Raw genomic sequence first — 17,797 nt, 5'->3', positions numbered from 1 at the left:
CGCCTTTTAAAATTTTATATAAGAATGTTTATTTTTTAACTAAACCACCATCAGATTACTGCTGAGCCTTCCCCCATTTTATCGGAATAGTCATAGTCTAAAATTAGCCGTATTTTAATAGTCCTAATATATAAATCAAACATTTATATATTTCATTAACAAGGCGCATGAAGTTTTTTAAATACATTAAGTTGACTTTTGTCAATGTCTTTTTTAAAAACAACAGCAACGCTGATAACGGACTTTATAGACTAACATTATCCACACTTAGAATGTCCACAATTAGTACAAGTCAAACAACCCTCTTGAAATTGTACACTTTTTTGGTGGCATTCAGGGCATTCGTTTTTACTTTCTGTTCCATCTGGAATAAATTTCTTCACTACTCTCGAAACACCATTTTTCCAAGTATTTAAAGTATCATCACTTAAGTTTAAAGAACCAACCAGTTCCACAACGTGTAACAAAGGCATACCGTGTCTTAAAACTCCAGAGATCATTTTTGCATAGTTCCAGTATTCTTTATCGAAAGATCTTGACAAACCTTCAACAGTAACATTGTAACCACCTCTATCTTCATATTGGAAATCATAGCGGCTACTATCATCGCTTTTTACTTTCTTAATGAATCCTTTTTTCACATCGTTTGGAATACCGTTAAATCCATCTCTACGACCTGTAAAGATTTCGTAAGGACGCCCATCTAACATACCAACAAATGCGATCCATTCTTCCAAGTTATTTTGGAAACGAACTACTTCAGCCTCTAATTTATCTGGACGTTCTGGAGCGTGGTGATCATCAAAGTTTACACTTTTCTCCTCTTCCTCCTTTTCAGAAGTTGAAACAAGAACTCCTGATCTAGAACCATCACGGTAAACAGTTACACCTTTACAACCTGACTCCCAAGCTGTTTGATAAACTTTACCTACCATTTCTTCCGTCACATCATTTGGAAGGTTCACGGTAACCGAAATTGAGTGATCAATGTGTTTCTGAACACGACCTTGCATTTCCACTTTCTTTACCCAATCAACATCGTTTGATGTAGCTAAGTGATAAGGAGATTTCGCAATAATTGATGCAATCTGGTCTTGATCCATTTTACGAACCTCGTCCATATTGTATCCCTTCGCGATTAAATAAGTTTCGAATTTATGGTGGAATACTGGGTATTCTTGCCATGAATCTCCTACCTCGTCAACGAAATCAATTGTTGCTCCAACATCATCTGGATTGATTTTTCTTCTTCTCATGTAAGAAACCATAAATGCTGGTTCAATACCTGAAGTAGTTTGCGTTAAAATTGAAACTGAACCAGTTGGTGCAATTGTCAATAATGCTATATTTCTTCTTCCGTGCACTTGCAATCTTTCATAAAGCGCAGGATTTTCTTCTTTAATACGTAACATGAAAGGATTATTCTCCTCACGTTTTGCATCCCAGATTGGGAAAGCACCTCTTTCTTCAGCCATAATGCTTGAAGACATGAATGCACCGTGCTTCAATCTCATGTGTAGTTTATCAGAGAAATCGTTTGATTCATCTGTACCGTAGCAAATATTAAGCGCTGCTAACATATCTCCTTCAGCAGTAATTCCTAATCCTGTTCTACGACCTTGTTCACATTTCTCACGAATGCTTGTCCATAAATTCAATTCAGTTGTTTTTACTGCTTCTGATTCAGGATCATTTTTAATTTTATTGATGATTTTATTTACTTTTTCAAGTTCTAAATCGATCAAATCATCCATTAAACGTTGTGCTAAAATTACGTGTTTATCGAATAATTCGAAATCAAATTCAGCTTCGTCAGTAAATGGATTATTTACGTATGAATAAAGGTTAAGTGCTAATAAACGACAAGAGTCATTTGGACACAATGGAATCTCACCACATGGATTTGTAGACACAGTTTCGAAACCTAAATCCGCATAACAATCTGGAATTGATTCATTAATCAAAGTGTCCCAAAAAAGAATTCCTGGTTCAGCAGATGCCCAAGCATTGTGAACTATTTTCCCCCATAAATGCTTAGCATCAACAGTTTTAGTGAAGGTTGGATTCTTAGATTTAACTGGGTATGTTAGTGTATAATCACCACCAGTTAAAGCCGTTTTCATGAAATCGTCAGAAATTTTAACAGAAACATTGGCACCGGTAACTTTTCCTGCTATAGTTTTGGCATCTATAAACGCTTCAGAATCTGGGTGATCTATTGCAATTGATTCCATTAAAGCACCTCTTCTTCCGCCCTGAGCAACTTCTCTTGTAGAATTAGAGAAACGCTCCATAAAAGGAACAACTCCAGTGGCAGTTAAAGCTGAATTTTGGACAGGAGAACCACTTGGACGAACAAATGATAAATCAACACCAACACCAGCTCTTCTTTTCATTAATTGAACCAACTCTTGATCCAATTTTAGAATTCCACCGTAAGAATCTTCATCTTTTTCATTTCCAATAACGAAACAATTTGAGATAGAAACATACTGAAAATTGTTTCCAATTCCAGCCATTGGACTTCCTTGAGGTATGATGTATTTAAAGTCTTTAATTGCATCATAAATCTCTTGTTCGCTAATCGGATTTGGATATTTTGCTTCCATTCTGGCAAACTCACTTGAGATACGTTTGTGCATTTCATCCGGAGTTCTTTCATAAAGATTCCCCATCGCATCTTTCAACGCATATTTTTTCATCCAGACCTCACCTGCTAAAGTATCTCCTTTGAAATAATCAATTGCAGATTTCAAAACCTCCTCCTGAGAGTAGCTTTTTAAGTCCTTGGTTTCCTGAGTTTTTAGTGCCAATCCGTCGCTCATATTTCTATGTATTTAAAAGTTATATAATTTTATTGTCTTCTTCGATTCTGAACAGAAATGATAAAAAGGCATCTGAATAAGCACCTTTTATTTTCAAATCTGGGTTAAAATTAGGAACTTTAATTGACAATTTAAGAACGAAAATAAAAATCATCTTTAGTTATAAACATTTATTATCTACTCTTAAAGTTCTTAAAATAATCTTCAATTTGGAAACACACATCTACAAAGGAATTTACCGAAATTCTTGGTTCAATTCATCGAGATATTTTTGTTAATAAGACTTCAAAATTACATATCAACATCAATTGTTAATAAATCCAAAAACAAATTGTTTTTGGTGTTGATAAAATTGATAATATAAGTGGCAAGCTAAATAAATGATAAATCGATTTTGCTTTTACTATAGAATATTCAAGGTCCAGGGTTGCTCTTCAAAAATTTTTGAATGTGGGTTTTAGGAGTGGAGTTAATGAAATTCCTCCGCTCTGCCTCCATCTTAAGGAAGGAATATTCCGAACTTAATTTCTACATTTAAGAAATACATCTTTCTAGTTGAACAGAATCTTGAAAAATGTATAAACAAAAATACCCTTAAAATTCTATCCTATGTTTCTGAAATACATTTATGAAATTCCAATTTAATTTTTTAGAAATACTCCAAATTGGAATTTAAACAACAGATAGTTTAACTTTGTACTTCCAATAAATGAATATGACAATAAAGACGGTAAAAGCAGAATTTAAAAAATCGAGTGGAGTAATTTCTACAATTGATAAATTACAAAAACGTCCTACGAAAATTCAATGGAAAGGAGTTGTAGGAGCTAGCAAGGCTTTCAACGCTAGTTCTGTTGCTGAGCAAGTACCAGGACACCACCTTTTTATTCTTCAAGATAAAGAAGAAGCAGCTTATTTCTTAAATGATTTACAGGGAATTTTCGAGGACGACGACCGTGTGGTCTTTTATCCTGCTTCTTACAAAGTTCCATATAAATTGGAGGAAACTGACAACGCAAATGTTGTGGGAAGAGCCGAAGCACTAGATAAAGTCACGAAATCTCCAAATTCCTGGATTGTTACTTATCCAAAAGCACTTTTTGAACGGGTGCCCACAAAACAAAAACTTTCAACAAATTCTTTTAAAGTTGAAAAAGGTGAAGATTATGATATCGAATTTTTAACCGAATTTTTGATGGAACACGAATTCCACATCGTTGATTTCGTTTATGAACCTGGTCAATTTTCGATACGTGGTGGAATTGTAGATATTTTCTCTTATTCGAATGACCAACCTTTTAGATTAGAGTTTTTTGGAGATGAAATAGAAACTATCCGAACTTTTGACCCTGTAACACAACTTTCTTTAAAGGAACATGCGTTTTTTCATATTGTTCCTAATATTCAGTTGAGTTTGGACCATACAGAAAATGGAAGTTTTCTTTCATTCGTAGGAAAAGACACAACGATTTGGATAAGCTCCTACAAAGAAATAAAAGGTCAACTAGAAGCTGAATATAAAAAAGCTGCACATATTTTCAATGAATTGCCCGATACCGGAGCAAAACATACTCCACCTTCAGAATTGTATTTTCATCCTACAGATTTAGAGAAAGAAATTCAATTGTTTTCGCAAATTGAATGGGGACCAGATTACACCAATAAAGACGCTACTTTAATTCAATTTACAGATAAAGGACAACCTGCTTTCAATAAGAATTTTGATTTATTGACAGAAGATTTGAAGCAACGCAAGAAATTAGGATTTAAAAACCTCATTTTTTCGAATCAGCCAAAGCAAATTGAAAGATTGCTCGATATTTTTAAAGATATTCAAGCTGAAGTTGAATTTACTCCAATAAATACAGGAATTCACGAAGGTTTTATCAATGAAGAATTAAAATTGGTGTGTTATACAGATCATCAAATATTCGAACGTTACAATAGATTCAGATTAAAAGAAGGGTTTCGGCAAGCTAAGCAAGCGTTAACATTAAAAGAATTACACAATTTACAAAAAGGAGATTATGTAACGCATATTGACCATGGAGTTGGTCGTTTTAGTGGCCTTGAAACCATTGATGTGAACGGGAAACCGCAGGAAACTATTCGACTTGTATATAAAGACAATGATGTTTTGTATGTTTCAATTCACTCTTTGCACCGCATTTCAAAATTCACGGGGAAAGATGGAACGGCGCCTTCCATGAATAAATTGGGTACACAAACTTGGGCGAAGTTGAAAAACAAAACCAAGAAGAAAATTAAGGAAATTGCTTTCGACTTAATTCAACTGTACGCCAAGAGAAAGAGTCAGCCTGGCTATGCATACACTCCAGATACTTATTTGCAAAATGAACTAGAAGCATCTTTTATCTATGAAGACACGCCAGACCAACTAAAAGCAACAGAGGCTGTAAAAGAGGACATGGAAAAAGACACACCTATGGATCGCTTGATTTGTGGTGATGTTGGGTTTGGAAAAACAGAAATTGCCGTTCGGGCAGCATTTAAAGCCGCTACAGACGGAAAACAAGTTGCAATTTTAGTTCCAACAACAATTCTTTCTCTTCAGCATTACAGAAGTTTTAAAGAAAGATTGAAAGATTTCCCGGTGAGAGTTGATTATGTAAATCGATTTAAAACCACGAAACAAACCAATGAAACTTTAAAAGATTTAACGGAAGGAAAAATTGACATCCTGATTGGTACACATAAAATTGCGAGTAAAAATGTTAAATTCAAGGACCTTGGATTAATCATTATTGATGAAGAGCAAAAATTCGGAGTTTCAGTAAAAGACAAACTAAAAACTTTAAAAGCTACTGTTGACACTTTAACATTAACAGCCACACCAATCCCTAGAACTTTACAATTTTCTTTAATGGGAGCTCGAGATTTAAGTATAATTAATACGCCTCCTCCAAATCGTCAACCTGTTCTTACTGAAATTGTAGAATTTGATGAAGAAGTAATCCGAGATGCTATTTCTTACGAAGTAAGTCGAGGTGGTCAAGTTTATTTCGTGCATAACAGACTAGAAAACATACAAGAAATTTCTGGAATGATTCAACGACTTTGTCCAGGTGTTCGTGTTGGAATAGGACATGGTCAGATGGATGGGAAAAAGTTGGAAAAAGTCATGATGGACTTCATCGATCATGAATACGATGTTTTATTGGCTACAACGATTATTGAATCAGGAATTGATATTTCTAATGCGAATACTATCATCATCAACATGGCCAATAATTTTGGATTGAGTGACTTGCACCAATTGCGTGGACGAGTTGGAAGATCTACCAAAAAAGGATTCTGTTATTTAATTGCGCCGCGCTATAACATGTTGACATCAGAAGCGCAAAAACGATTGAATGCCTTGGTTCAATTCTCCGATTTAGGTGCAGGATTCAGTATCGCTATGAAAGACCTAGATATTCGAGGGGCTGGAAATTTACTTGGTGGAGAACAATCTGGATTTATTGCTGACATTGGTTTCGACATGTATCAAAAAATCTTAAACGAAGCCATCGATGAATTACGTCAATCTGAATTCAAGGATTTATTCGAAAATAGAAACAGCGATAGCTATCAAACCTTTGTTCAAGAATGTGTTTTAGAAACGGACATGGAAATCAGAATTCCAGATGATTACGTTAACAATGTTTCGGAGCGACTTTCACTTTATCAAGAATTGGATAATTTAAACACGGAGGAAGAATTAAAGTTATTCGAAACACAATTGGCCGACCGCTTTGGACCAATTCCAGCGGTAGTTGAAGATTTATTACAATCGATTAGATTAAGGAGAAAAGCCCAAGAAGTAGGTTTCACGAAATTAATTATCAAATCTGAAAAAATGATTGGATATTTCACTGAAAATCCAGCTCATATTTATTACCAAAGTCCAGTTTTTACGGCAGTTTTAAATTACATTCAGACGAATCCTAAGGGAGTGAAGATGAATCAGAAAAACGATAAGTTGAGGTTGGTTTTTAATGACGTTAAGGATATTAATGTAGCTTTGGATATGGTTTCTAAGGTGATGCCATAAATTAATAATGAGTTTTGGAAGATGAATACCCAAAAAGTGAGAAATATATCATTCATAACTCATCATTCTTTCAGCAATTTAACACACCCCTTCCCATTCTCAATAAAGTAAATCCCTTTCGGCAATTGATTCATGTCAACAAAAGTTTTCTTTGAAGGAGAACTGGTAATAATTACTTTACCGGTCACCTCAACTCCAACGGTGTTAAAAATTCTTACTTCCTGATCATTATTTATTCCAAGAATAGTTGCTGTATGTGAAACAGGATTTGGATAAGCTTGTAACTCTTCTACATCGTTTTGTTCAACAGAAACGATATTGAAAGTTTCAGTTGCCCCATCGTAATCTGTTTGCTTTAATCTATAGTACGAAACTCCTGCATAAGGTGAATCGTCAGTTACTGTATATTCAGAAATTTGAGAACTGTTTCCGGCTCCATTTAGTGTTTTAAGAAATTCCCAAGATTTTCCCTCTACAGATTTTTCAATAGTAAAGTAATCGTTGTTTAACTCACTTGCTGTTTTCCATGAAAGCTCTACTTGACGATCTTTTTTGTATGCGTCGAAATTGATAAGTTCAATTGGGAGTGGAGAGGTACCTGTTAAAGTTGTATCAATAGCCAAACCATCCACACTAATATTAAATCTCAACTTGTTACATGATGCCGTGGCCAGAGTTAGATTATTACATGCTGTAACTCCCACAACTTCTATAGATCCATAAGTTACTCCAGATGATTCGCCAGGCGCCAATGATGGTAAATAATTAGTTTCACTTCCACATAAAAAGCGATAATCATAAAAAGTGACTTCAGGCAAATTAGTATTTACTTCTACTCCTCCATCATAAAACTTTACAGAATAATCATATGTGATATCAAAATTACAATTTCCACTACTATTAGGAACGATAACTATTCCTGTGGTTTCCAATTCAAATACAACTGTTATACCATTTGGAGCAACTATGGATGTTGTGAAAAAATAATTTTGTCCTTTAACCCCAAAACCAATCATCATAACTGCAAAAAACGCAACTATATATCGTTTCATTCTGTCTACTATTTTTTATTAAAACAATGACAAAATTACATTAAGAAATTAACAAAACAACAAATAACGATAAACACAGCTTTTTAACCCATTAAGACATGAAATCTTTAGACTAACGACATTCAAGAAATCGCAAAGAACCATTTCAACTGAAACATTAAAATTTAAACGTGTATTATCACTAGGCAAACATATGGTTACAATCGACGAATTACTTAATAAACCTTAGATTACTAATAAATAAAATGGAATTCGGATGAAACTACATTTTGAGAATTGATAAAACTATTGTTTCAGCACTTTTAAACTTTCGTCTCCGTTCACTATAAAATACATCCCTTTTGGCAACTGACTCATATCTATAAAAGTCTTCTTTGAAGGAGAGTTTGTAATAACTATATTCCCTGTTATTTCCACACCTACGGTATTGAAAACCCTCAATTCTTTATCAGAATTTACTCCTAAAATAGTTACCCTATTTAAAACTGGATTAGGGTAAGCTTGTAATTCTTTAACATCGTTTTGCTCTACAGAAACGATATTGAAAGTTTCAGTTGTCCCATCGTAATCTGTTTGCTTTAATCTATAGTACGAAACTCCAGCATAAGGTGAATCGTCAATTACTGTATATTCAGAAATTTCAGAACTGTTTCCAGCACCTTTTACTGTTTTAAGAAATTCCCAAGATTTCCCCTCTACAGATCTTTCAATAGTAAAGTAATCGTTGTTTAACTCACTTGCTGTTTTCCAAGCCAATTCAACCGAACGGTCTTTTTTGTATGCGTCAAATGTGATAAGTTCAATTGGGAGAGTTGAAGTACCATTAACATTATAATTAGTATTATTAAAACCAGGGAAGTGTATTTGAAATCGTATTGTATGACAATTCACATTATCCAATGTTAATGACGCACACGAAGCCAAATCATCAATGGAAAATGTTGAAGAAAGATTATTTGTAGTAGTCCCTAAATTATTTGGAATCTGGAAAAAACTTGTTTTCAATGCTGAATTAGGTGGGGTATTACATCTAAAAGTACCTTGCAAAGTATAGATAGGAGGAACCCCTGGGTCACCTAGTGACAACTCTACTCCTGAGTGATTAAAAAACTTAACCTCTGTATTATAAATCATATTCAATACACATCCTCCACCATTAGGAGTCTTAACTAACCCAGTAGTTGTTATGGTCGTAACCAATGTTCCAGCTGTGCCGGTTGCCGATACTGTATATATATAGTTTTGAGATTTTACACCAAAACCAATCATCATAACTGCAAAAAGGGTAACTATAAACTGTTTCATTTTGTTTATTATTTTTTAAATAGTTGGACAAATTTACATTAAGAATTCAATAAAACAACATTAATTTACGACAAACAGCTATTTTTAACAGATGAACACATCAATATTGTAGACGAATGAAGTTTAAGGAATCGTAAAAAGCTCATTTTGTTTAGATTACAAATTATTAACAGACACATACTATAGACGAACAAATAAGTTTAATCGACGAATATTTAGATAAAAACTATTTTTTTTAACCTGAAAAGGAATATTCTGATCAAATTATTTTAAGTGAATTGTTAAATTACTGCTTCAACACCCTTATACTTTCGTCACCATTCACAATAAAATACATGCCTTTTGGTAACTGACTCATATCGATGAAAGTTTTCTTTGATGGAGAATTGGATACGATGACATTTCCAGTCACTTCTACGCCTACTGTATTCATAATTCGTAACACCTCACTATCTTGGAGTCCTATTACTGTAACCGAATGTGAAACTGGATTAGGATAAGCCTGTAATTCCTCAACATCATTTTTGTCAATAGAAACAATATTGAATGTTTCAGTTGTTCCGTCGTAATCAGTTTGCTTTAATCTATAGTATGAAACTCCAGAAAAAGGAGAGTAATCTATCCATGAATAATCAATTACACTTGAGCTATTTCCAGCTCCTCTAACAATTTGGAGATTCTCCCATGACAAACCATCAATTGATCTTTCTATAGTGAAATAATCATTATTTAGTTCACTTGCTGTTTTCCAAGCCAATTCAACTACACGGTCATTTTTGTAAGCGTCGAAAGTGATGAGTTCGATCGGAAGTGTTGAGAGACCAGTTAAAGGGATAAATTTTGGACCATTATAACCTTGCATTTCAACTTCAAATACAATATTACCACATAATAAATCTTCAACTGTAGCCGTATTACAATTTGTCTGGTTAGTCCAAATATTACCTGTAGTTACCCCACTTCCTGCGCCCAAATGATTAGGTAGCGGAAAAAAGGAAGTGTGATTGCCACATTCGAAAACACCTTGTAAAGTATAGATATTATTAAAACCTACTTCGTTTCCATTACTATTGAAAGCCTTGATTGAATAATCAAATTTCACATCATAGTTGTAACCATATTGACAACTATATGGATAACTCCCTGCATTATTTATTTGAACTCCAGTAGTAACCAAATCGATTACGATGGTTTTGTTACCCTGAACACTAAAAGATGTAGTAAATTCATACTGAGACTTAGCACCAGAACCAATCATCAACGCAAAAAGTAAAATTAAAATAGTTTGTTTCATTATGTATGCATAGTTAAATTCGATGCAAATATATGCTGTTTTTACTTATGCATGCATAACATTTGTTACATAATTTTAATTTTTAACATTTTAAATTTATATTATTTAATTAAAAAGGTCTGCATCCCTTGTTATTCATAGGGTTCGTACAATTGTTAAAAAATCAACTGAATCTAAAAAAAAATATTTTTTTAACATTTGACAACGCTAAACAACACCTTTTCATCGTTAAAACATCAAAAATTCACGACCAAAACCAGACCAATTCGATGAAAAGCCATCACAATAACCAATTATCATCAGTTTAAATAAAAATCATTTTCGATTGTTTTCGGATTAGCATTTCAACTTGGACTATCCTTTCCAAACTATTTTTGAAAAAACTTTATATTTTCTTGAGTAGGAATTTTATAGCATTTAAAGCTCTCTATCCGATTACTACCATTTACAAACGAAAGACATTCGACAACAATTAGTTAATAACCATATAAAGATAGCAACTCACCCCAACTTTGCAGTGTCGATGACTGAGAGACAGTCTAGTAACAAATTCAAACAATTATTAATTAAAATTTACAGACATGAACAATTTAAGAAACACAGTTAGTTTAATCGGGAATTTAGGTGCAGATCCAGCGATCACACAATTCGGAGATAAAAACTCGGTAGCACGTTTTAGATTAGCCACAAACGAGTCGTTTAAAGATAAGAACGGTGAATGGATCAAAAATACAACATGGCATAATGTAGTTGCCTGGGGAAAAGCTGCAGAACTTTGTGGCCAATTACTTAAGAAAGGGTCAGAAGTTGTTTTAGAAGGAAAGTTAGTCAACGATTCTTATGAAACGAAAGAAGGTGAAAAACGCTATAAAACCGAAATTTCGATGCGTGAATTCATGGTATTGAACCGCGATAAAGATGAAACAAAATCAGGTAAGAAATAAGAAAACAGTTGGATAGGAGTGTCCGAAACTAAAAGCGGGCACTCTTTAACACAAAGATTGAAAACAAGTATAAATCCTAAACACATAATATCATGAGAGTACAGCAAATGAATCACGTAAATTTAATTGGTCAAATGTCATCTGACCCAAAATTTGTAGAAATGGATGGAGGCAAAAGAATAGCTCGCTTTTCATTATCTACGAAAGAAACCTACCTGGATGATGAAGGAAACACAAAAGACACAAAAAACTGGCATAAAGTAACCGCTTGGGGCAAATGGGTTCCTATTTTAGAACAATTGGGATCAAAAGGTCAAGCCCTAGCAATCGAAGGAAGATTACGATCTCGTTTTTACAATTCGAACGGCAAGCGACAATCTTATACAGAAATAGAAATCAATGATTTGGTGATTTTGTAAATCAATTATTAACTCCAAATCTTAAGTGAATAAATATTAATCCTCCGACAATTATCGGATATAAAAAAAGAAATCATGAGAAATCAAGTTCAATTAATCGGAAATATAGGAATCGATCCAGAAATAACAAATTTTGAAAGTGGAGCAAAAAAAGTACGTTTCACCTTGGCCACGAACGAAAGATATGTGGACAAAAATGGAGAAAAACAAGATAAAACCTTTTGGCATAATATTCATGCATGGGGACCAACGGCAAATTATATTGCTAAATCAGGTAAAAAAGGAACTCAGATTGCCATAACAGGAAAACTTGTTACAAGAAATTATTTATCAAAAACAGGAGTATCAAGATCTTTTACTTCAATTGAGGTTAAGAATGCAGTTACATTAAGTTAGGGCTGAATAATAAAACGAATAAAACCTCTTGCTATTTAACCTTAGGTTTGTATAAAAGCGAACCCATAGCTTACCACCTAAATCAAAAACGGTATGCAATCCAAAATAGGTTTGGTTAGGTTTCATAAAAGTACGTGGCTTTGCGCTACGTACTTTTTATTTTGTTCCATTTTAACTTTAAAAATTCATGAACGATTACAATCGAAAACAACATAAAGAAGTTATAGAAAACATCCTCAATCGGAATTGAAAGTACACGAAAACCCATAATTTCTTCAGGATTATACCAAACCACAGGGTTTTCTGTAGCTACCCCAGTTAAAATTCCATTTACTATCAAAAACGGAACTTGAGTTATCATAAAAGCAACTATAAAATTAGGATACCATTTTGGTGTATATCCAAAATATATTATCCAATTTAAAAGTCCTGCTCCAAATAAAGCAACTGCTGTATACCAATTATCGTAATGAATTATTGCTAAAATGACACATACAATTGTAAAAATCAAGGAAAAGAAGTAAGAAAATTTAGCTGGTCTGAATTTGGGGAAATAAGCCTTAACAACCTCGTAAATAAACACACAAGCATAAGGAATTGCAAAGAAAAACAGAACTTCTTCTAATGGTAAATTGAAGAATGTAATTCCACCTAAATAATCTGGATTAAAGCCCCAAACACCGATTTCAGTAAAGAAGATATCCCATGCTACAAAAACACTTCCGATGACTAAAATTGCTGGAATCAATGTTTTCCAATGGGTATAAAAGTGAACTTTTTTATCAAAAGAAAGTAGCAATGGCCCAGCAATACTCAAGACATTAATCCACAGATATAAACTCATTTTTTATTGGTTTTAAGATTATATGCCTTTCGTGATTCATGATAATACTTCATAGGAACAATCAACATTCCAAAACATGAACCATCTTTTTTTCCTCGTTCTTTGTGGTGAACTTTATGGGCTTTTCTGATGGCCATTAAATAGGGCCCATCCAACTTATCCATGAATTTGAACCTTCTATGAATAAATACATCATGAAAAAGGAAATACGCCAAACCGTATGCTGCAATTCCAAATCCAACCCAAACAAAAAAATATCCTTCATACATAAACCCCAACATGATTAACAACCAAGATGGAATTGCATAAATCAAAAAGAAAATATCATTCTTTTCAAATGGACCAGGTTCCGGTTGATGATGATCTTTATGAAATTTCCACAAGAAACCATGCATAATATATTTATGATTAAACCAAGCACTGAACTCAGTTAAAATAAATGTTAGTATCAAAACCAATGGACCCCACAAATGCATTACAAAACAATATTTAATATTAGAAAAAAGACAATCTGTAAGAAATATAAAAAAGTTGCAACCTTATTTTTCTCCCCTAAATTCATCGCAAAATACACCAATTGAATCACCAATGCAATTAAAAACCAACCCACAAAGTTAGAAAAGGGGATATCTCCACTCCACGTCCAATAATCACTTTGGATGGCAACTGGCTCAATCAACAAATCCAAAATTAGCATTAAAAATGTTCCAATAATTGCTTTTAAAGACCAATGAATTTTTATTCTTTCAGCAATTGAACCAGAAATAATGGTAAGCATTACCCAATTAATTCCAATGATTAAAGGAACACCGTACCATAAAGGACCCAGATTTGTTCCGTAAACGTAATTTCCGAATAAAAGACCAGTATGAACACCAAGCCATTCAGCAATCATTCCAATAGAAAAACCTATAAATACGAAGGCATAAAAACGGAGACTTTTATTTTTCGATGCGATCAGTAGAACCACAAAAGAAATCATTAAATTCATGAAAGATAATGGCAGAAAATCATCTCTATAAGAAGAGGTCAATCCTATAATACCGACAGTATAAAAAATCACCAAGACCAAAATTAGTATTAGTGATTTATGTTTCAGTATTTTTTGAAATAGTAAGTTTTCTTTCATCTCCTGTTAAAAAAGTAGAACAAAAAATAACCAAAAAGGTTTATTTCCATTCTTTAATTCCCTTATCTAATTCCAAAACATGAGAAAACCCTAATTCTTTCATTCTTTTCAGGGCTACTTTACTTCTTACACCTTCATTGCTATAAACTAAATATTTATGACCCTTAGGCATAGAAGACAATGTGCCATCCATATTTCCTCCATTGAATTCTACTAATTTAGAGCGTTCTAAATTATTCAATAGATACTCCTCTACTGTTCTGACATCTAACAAAATATATTCTTCTGTTTTTAAAGCTTCTTTGAATTCAATATCCCCAACACTTTCATGACGTTCAACCACCGAATTTTGAGCAAGTAAAACTTGTGAGGAAACAAAAACAAATACGAACAACAAAGACAATAAAGTTTTCATGTGAGGAATTTTTTATTCATTCAAAAATAAAGAAGTTCTATCTTATAACCTATTCATTTGACAATTATAAGGAAGAAACGAAATACTAATTGTAATTTTGTATCAATGTTCCAGAAATGAATTGAAATACTGTATTTGAAAATAATTTTTTAAACAGTAATTTATGATTGAACAGAAGGTTGATAAGATTGTTTTTAATAATATTTGGAAGTAAATCGAAATGGTAAATAAAGTGGTAAAGCGCATTGTATTGATAGCTGGTGGTTCAGGGCTAATTGGTCAAGAGGTACAAAAAGAACTCAATAAATGTGGTCATGAAGTACGTATTTTAACACGTGATGAAAATCCATCTGCTCCATATTTTCATTGGGATCCAAAGAAAAAAGAAATTGATCGTGAAGGAATAAAAGGTGTTCATGTAATTATCAATCTTGCGGGTGCAGGTATAGCTGATAAAAGATGGACAGACAAGAGAAAAGAAGTGATCTTTAATTCCCGTATTAAGCCAACACAATTTTTGCATGAAATAAGTCAGAACATCCCTTCCTTGGTTCAATATATTTCAGCTTCTGGAATTACTTGTTATGGCTACGAAGATCAAATTAGACTCCATAAGGAAAGTGATGACTTTGGAACAGATTTTCTTTCAACTGTTGTTAAAAGATGGGAAGAGGTTGCAGATTTATTTTCGCCTCAACAAAAGGTAGCAAAAATTAGAACCGGAGTTGTTTTAACTGAAGAAGGTGGAGCACTTCCAAAAATATCTATTACTATTATCAAAGGGGTAGGTACTCCATTAGGTTCTGGAGAACAAATTATGCCATGGCTAACCCTAAAAGATATCGCAAGAGTATATACTCATGCTGTCAACGAGCAATTAGATGGTGCTTTCAATGCTTGTAGTTCAAATATTACGAATGAGAAACTTACAAAGGCAGTTGCAAAAAAATTAGACAAAAGACTTTGGCTGCCTAAAGTACCTAGCTTTGCACTAAACCTTGCATTGGGTGAAATGTCAACTCTTGTTTTAGAAGGTGTAAGAGTGGATAACAGTAAAATTATTCAAACAGGATTCGAATTCCAACATAAAACGATTGAAGAAGCTTTGATTTTCATTTATGATAAGAATGAGGAGAAATGATTAGTAATGATTAAGATTTAACGCAATTTGATGTTGAATTTCAACTGTGTAAAATTGAGTTTTTAAAATTAGAAAAAGCATCCAGCGCAACCCAGGTTCAACATTAAACATTTGTAATCAATCATTATCTAGAAGGCTTTCCCCTTAATTTTTCTCCATAAATACAATAGGACAATTCCTGAAACCAATGTGATGGAGAAGAAAATCATTGCATTTCCATATTCTCCATAAATTATTTTCCCTGTTGTGAATAAACAGCCATAAACCATAATTGTTCCGGCTATAACGGCAAGAATCCCCGTTGGAACTGACCATTTTTCTTTGGAAGTGATGATGTTCACGTTTTCATTTTCGGCTTGTTCAATTACTTTTTTCCAACCTGGACCTCCTGGCTGTGTTTTTTGATAAAAAGTAAACAGAACTTTCTTATCTTCTTTTGGCGTTAAAAATGTAGCAATTAACCAACAGATTGTTGTCACTAATACAACAAAAGGATATTGTAACCATCCTTCAAAGACACCTTCCTGGAAATTTCCTTCAATTGAGTTTCCTCCAAATAAATATGGCCCTAAGGCAGTAAAGTTGAGTAAAACTGAAATGATTCCTGAAACAAACATTGCTGTAATTTCACTCCAAGCATTTATTCTCGACCAAAACCAACGCAAGATAAAAACTAGTCCTGTACCTGCTCCAAACATGATAATAATATCGAAGAGTTGCATTGCATTATTTAAAAGTAGTGCAAAAATAGCACTAACAACAAATAGCAGAACTGTGGAACCACGTCCAACCCTTACCAATTCTTTTTCAGAAGCATTTTTATTAACATGTTGTTTATAAAAGTCATTCACAATGTAAGACGAACCCCAATTCAAATGTGTAGAGATCGTTGACATATACGCAGCACCTAACGAGGCTAAAACCAATCCTAACAATCCAGCAGGCAACATTGTTAGCATTGCAGAATAAGCCAAATCTTGACCCAATTTACTTTCTTCAACATTCGGAAAGGCTGCTTGAATACTTGCAATATCCGGGAAGATAACCAAGGAAGCCAAAGCCACGATAATCCAAGGCCAAGGACGCAATGCATAATGCATTACATTAAAAAAGAAAGTTGCTCCGACAGCGTGATTTTCATTTTTAGCGGCTAACATTCTTTGAGCAATATAGCCTCCTCCTCCAGGTTCTGCACCAGGAAACCAAGAACTCCACCACTGTACTGCCAAAGGAATAATAAGTAGACTAATAAATTTTTCTTTGTCGCTCCACTTTGGAACTAAATCAATTTTATCTCTTACATTTTCATGGGTAATCAACTCTGTCAAACCACCAACTTCTGGTAAGTTAACCAAATAATATGCAGCTCCGATTGACCCAGCCATAGCTACAAAAAACAATAAGAAATCTGAATAAATAACACCACGAAATCCTCCAATTGCACTAAATAAAACAGTGATTGTTCCAGCTATTCCAACAACCTCATAAGAAGAAAGTCCAAGCATAACTTGTCCTATTTTGATTGCAGCTAGAGTTACAGCAGCCATTGCTAGAACATTAAACGCCAATCCTAAATATATTGATCTAAACCCACGTAAGAATTTTGCAGGAGCTCCACCGTAGCGTAATTCATAAAACTCCATATCGGTTTCCACATTGGATCTTCTCCACAATTTCGCATAAACAAACACGGTAAGTAACCCTGTAATTAAAAAAGCCCACCAAACCCAGTTTCCAGAAACACCATCATTTCTTACGATATCTGTTACAAGATTAGGAGTATCTGTTGAGAAAGTTGTTGCAACCATTGAAAACCCAAGCAACCACCAAGGCATATTTCTACCCGACAAAAAGAACTCCGTGCTATTCTTACCTGATTTTTTTGAAACCACTACTCCAATCGCAATTACTGCAAGAAAAATGAAAATAATTATTCCGTAGTCTAATGTTGTTAATGTCATAATATAGTTGTCTGCCGA

At 33.7% G+C, this 17,797-nt stretch carries 14 protein-coding genes; 5 read left to right on the top strand and 9 right to left on the bottom strand.

Features of this window, described 5'->3' with window-relative positions; all coding sequences use genetic code 11:
- Window positions 1–257: 257 nt before the first annotated feature.
- Complete coding sequence (locus tag C6368_RS12405) at window positions 258–2,825, bottom strand: adenosylcobalamin-dependent ribonucleoside-diphosphate reductase (protein ID WP_107039534.1); 2,568 nt, start codon at window positions 2,823–2,825, stop codon at window positions 258–260.
- Window positions 2,826–3,540: 715 nt separating this feature from the next.
- Between C6368_RS12405 and mfd the strand changes: the two genes are divergently transcribed.
- On the top strand, window positions 3,541–6,879 hold the full coding sequence (mfd, locus tag C6368_RS12400; protein WP_107039533.1) for a transcription-repair coupling factor: 3,339 nt from the start codon (window positions 3,541–3,543) through the stop codon (window positions 6,877–6,879).
- Window positions 6,880–6,941: 62 nt separating this feature from the next.
- Here the strand turns inward: mfd and C6368_RS12395 are convergent, their stop codons facing one another.
- From C6368_RS12395 to C6368_RS12385, 3 genes are all read right to left on the bottom strand, one after another.
- The gene (locus tag C6368_RS12395) at window positions 6,942–7,931 is read right to left on the bottom strand and encodes a T9SS type A sorting domain-containing protein (RefSeq protein ID WP_107039532.1); all 990 of its coding nucleotides are present in this window, start codon (window positions 7,929–7,931) and stop codon (window positions 6,942–6,944) included.
- A gap of 285 nt (window positions 7,932–8,216) precedes the next feature.
- Window positions 8,217–9,236: a T9SS type A sorting domain-containing protein gene (locus C6368_RS12390; RefSeq protein ID WP_107039531.1), complete on the bottom strand. Its 1,020-nt coding sequence runs from the start codon at window positions 9,234–9,236 to the stop codon at window positions 8,217–8,219.
- Window positions 9,237–9,522: 286 nt separating this feature from the next.
- Complete coding sequence (locus tag C6368_RS12385) at window positions 9,523–10,530, bottom strand: T9SS type A sorting domain-containing protein (RefSeq protein WP_107039530.1); 1,008 nt, start codon at window positions 10,528–10,530, stop codon at window positions 9,523–9,525.
- Window positions 10,531–11,111: 581 nt separating this feature from the next.
- Here C6368_RS12385 and C6368_RS12380 point away from each other — a divergent pair.
- From C6368_RS12380 to C6368_RS12370, 3 genes are all read left to right on the top strand, one after another.
- On the top strand, window positions 11,112–11,474 hold the full coding sequence (locus tag C6368_RS12380; RefSeq protein ID WP_107039529.1) for a single-stranded DNA-binding protein: 363 nt from the start codon (window positions 11,112–11,114) through the stop codon (window positions 11,472–11,474).
- 92 nt (window positions 11,475–11,566) lie between these two features.
- Complete coding sequence (locus tag C6368_RS12375) at window positions 11,567–11,893, top strand: single-stranded DNA-binding protein (protein WP_107039528.1); 327 nt, start codon at window positions 11,567–11,569, stop codon at window positions 11,891–11,893.
- Window positions 11,894–11,968: 75 nt separating this feature from the next.
- Entirely contained in the window at window positions 11,969–12,289 is a 321-nt protein-coding gene (locus C6368_RS12370) for a single-stranded DNA-binding protein (RefSeq protein ID WP_107039527.1), read from the top strand.
- A gap of 145 nt (window positions 12,290–12,434) precedes the next feature.
- Here C6368_RS12370 and C6368_RS12365 read toward each other — a convergent pair whose 3' ends face one another.
- Genes C6368_RS12365 through C6368_RS12350 form a run of 4 tightly spaced genes read right to left on the bottom strand, consistent with a single transcriptional unit; the run spans window position 12,435 to window position 14,677 of the window.
- Complete coding sequence (locus C6368_RS12365; protein WP_107039526.1) at window positions 12,435–13,133, bottom strand: lycopene cyclase domain-containing protein; 699 nt, start codon at window positions 13,131–13,133, stop codon at window positions 12,435–12,437.
- Window positions 13,130–13,609, bottom strand: coding sequence for a sterol desaturase family protein (locus C6368_RS12360; protein ID WP_107039525.1), 480 nt, complete (start codon window positions 13,607–13,609; stop codon window positions 13,130–13,132). Before C6368_RS12360 ends, C6368_RS12365 begins: the two co-directional genes overlap by 4 nt.
- Window positions 13,609–14,262 carry a carotenoid biosynthesis protein gene (locus tag C6368_RS12355; RefSeq protein WP_107039524.1) on the bottom strand — a complete coding sequence of 218 codons (654 nt, stop codon included), beginning with the start codon at window positions 14,260–14,262 and terminating at the stop codon, window positions 13,609–13,611. Before C6368_RS12355 ends, C6368_RS12360 begins: the two co-directional genes overlap by 1 nt.
- A gap of 40 nt (window positions 14,263–14,302) precedes the next feature.
- Window positions 14,303–14,677, bottom strand: coding sequence for a rhodanese-like domain-containing protein (locus tag C6368_RS12350; protein ID WP_107039523.1), 375 nt, complete (start codon window positions 14,675–14,677; stop codon window positions 14,303–14,305).
- A 220-nt stretch (window positions 14,678–14,897) separates the two neighbouring features.
- Here C6368_RS12350 and C6368_RS12345 point away from each other — a divergent pair, with 220 nt between their 5' ends.
- On the top strand, window positions 14,898–15,818 hold the full coding sequence (locus C6368_RS12345) for a TIGR01777 family oxidoreductase (protein ID WP_107039522.1): 921 nt from the start codon (window positions 14,898–14,900) through the stop codon (window positions 15,816–15,818).
- Between the two features lie 128 nt (window positions 15,819–15,946).
- Here C6368_RS12345 and C6368_RS12340 read toward each other — a convergent pair whose 3' ends face one another.
- The gene (locus C6368_RS12340; RefSeq protein WP_107039521.1) at window positions 15,947–17,779 is read right to left on the bottom strand and encodes a sodium:solute symporter family protein; all 1,833 of its coding nucleotides are present in this window, start codon (window positions 17,777–17,779) and stop codon (window positions 15,947–15,949) included.
- Between the last annotated feature and the right edge of the window lie 18 nt (window positions 17,780–17,797).

This window comes from Brumimicrobium mesophilum (assembly GCF_003025005.1).
Lineage (GTDB): Bacteria > Bacteroidota > Bacteroidia > Flavobacteriales_D > Crocinitomicaceae > Brumimicrobium > Brumimicrobium mesophilum.
The sequence above is the reverse complement of the archived record's forward strand: the minus strand, read 5'-3'. Positions and strand labels throughout refer to the sequence as shown.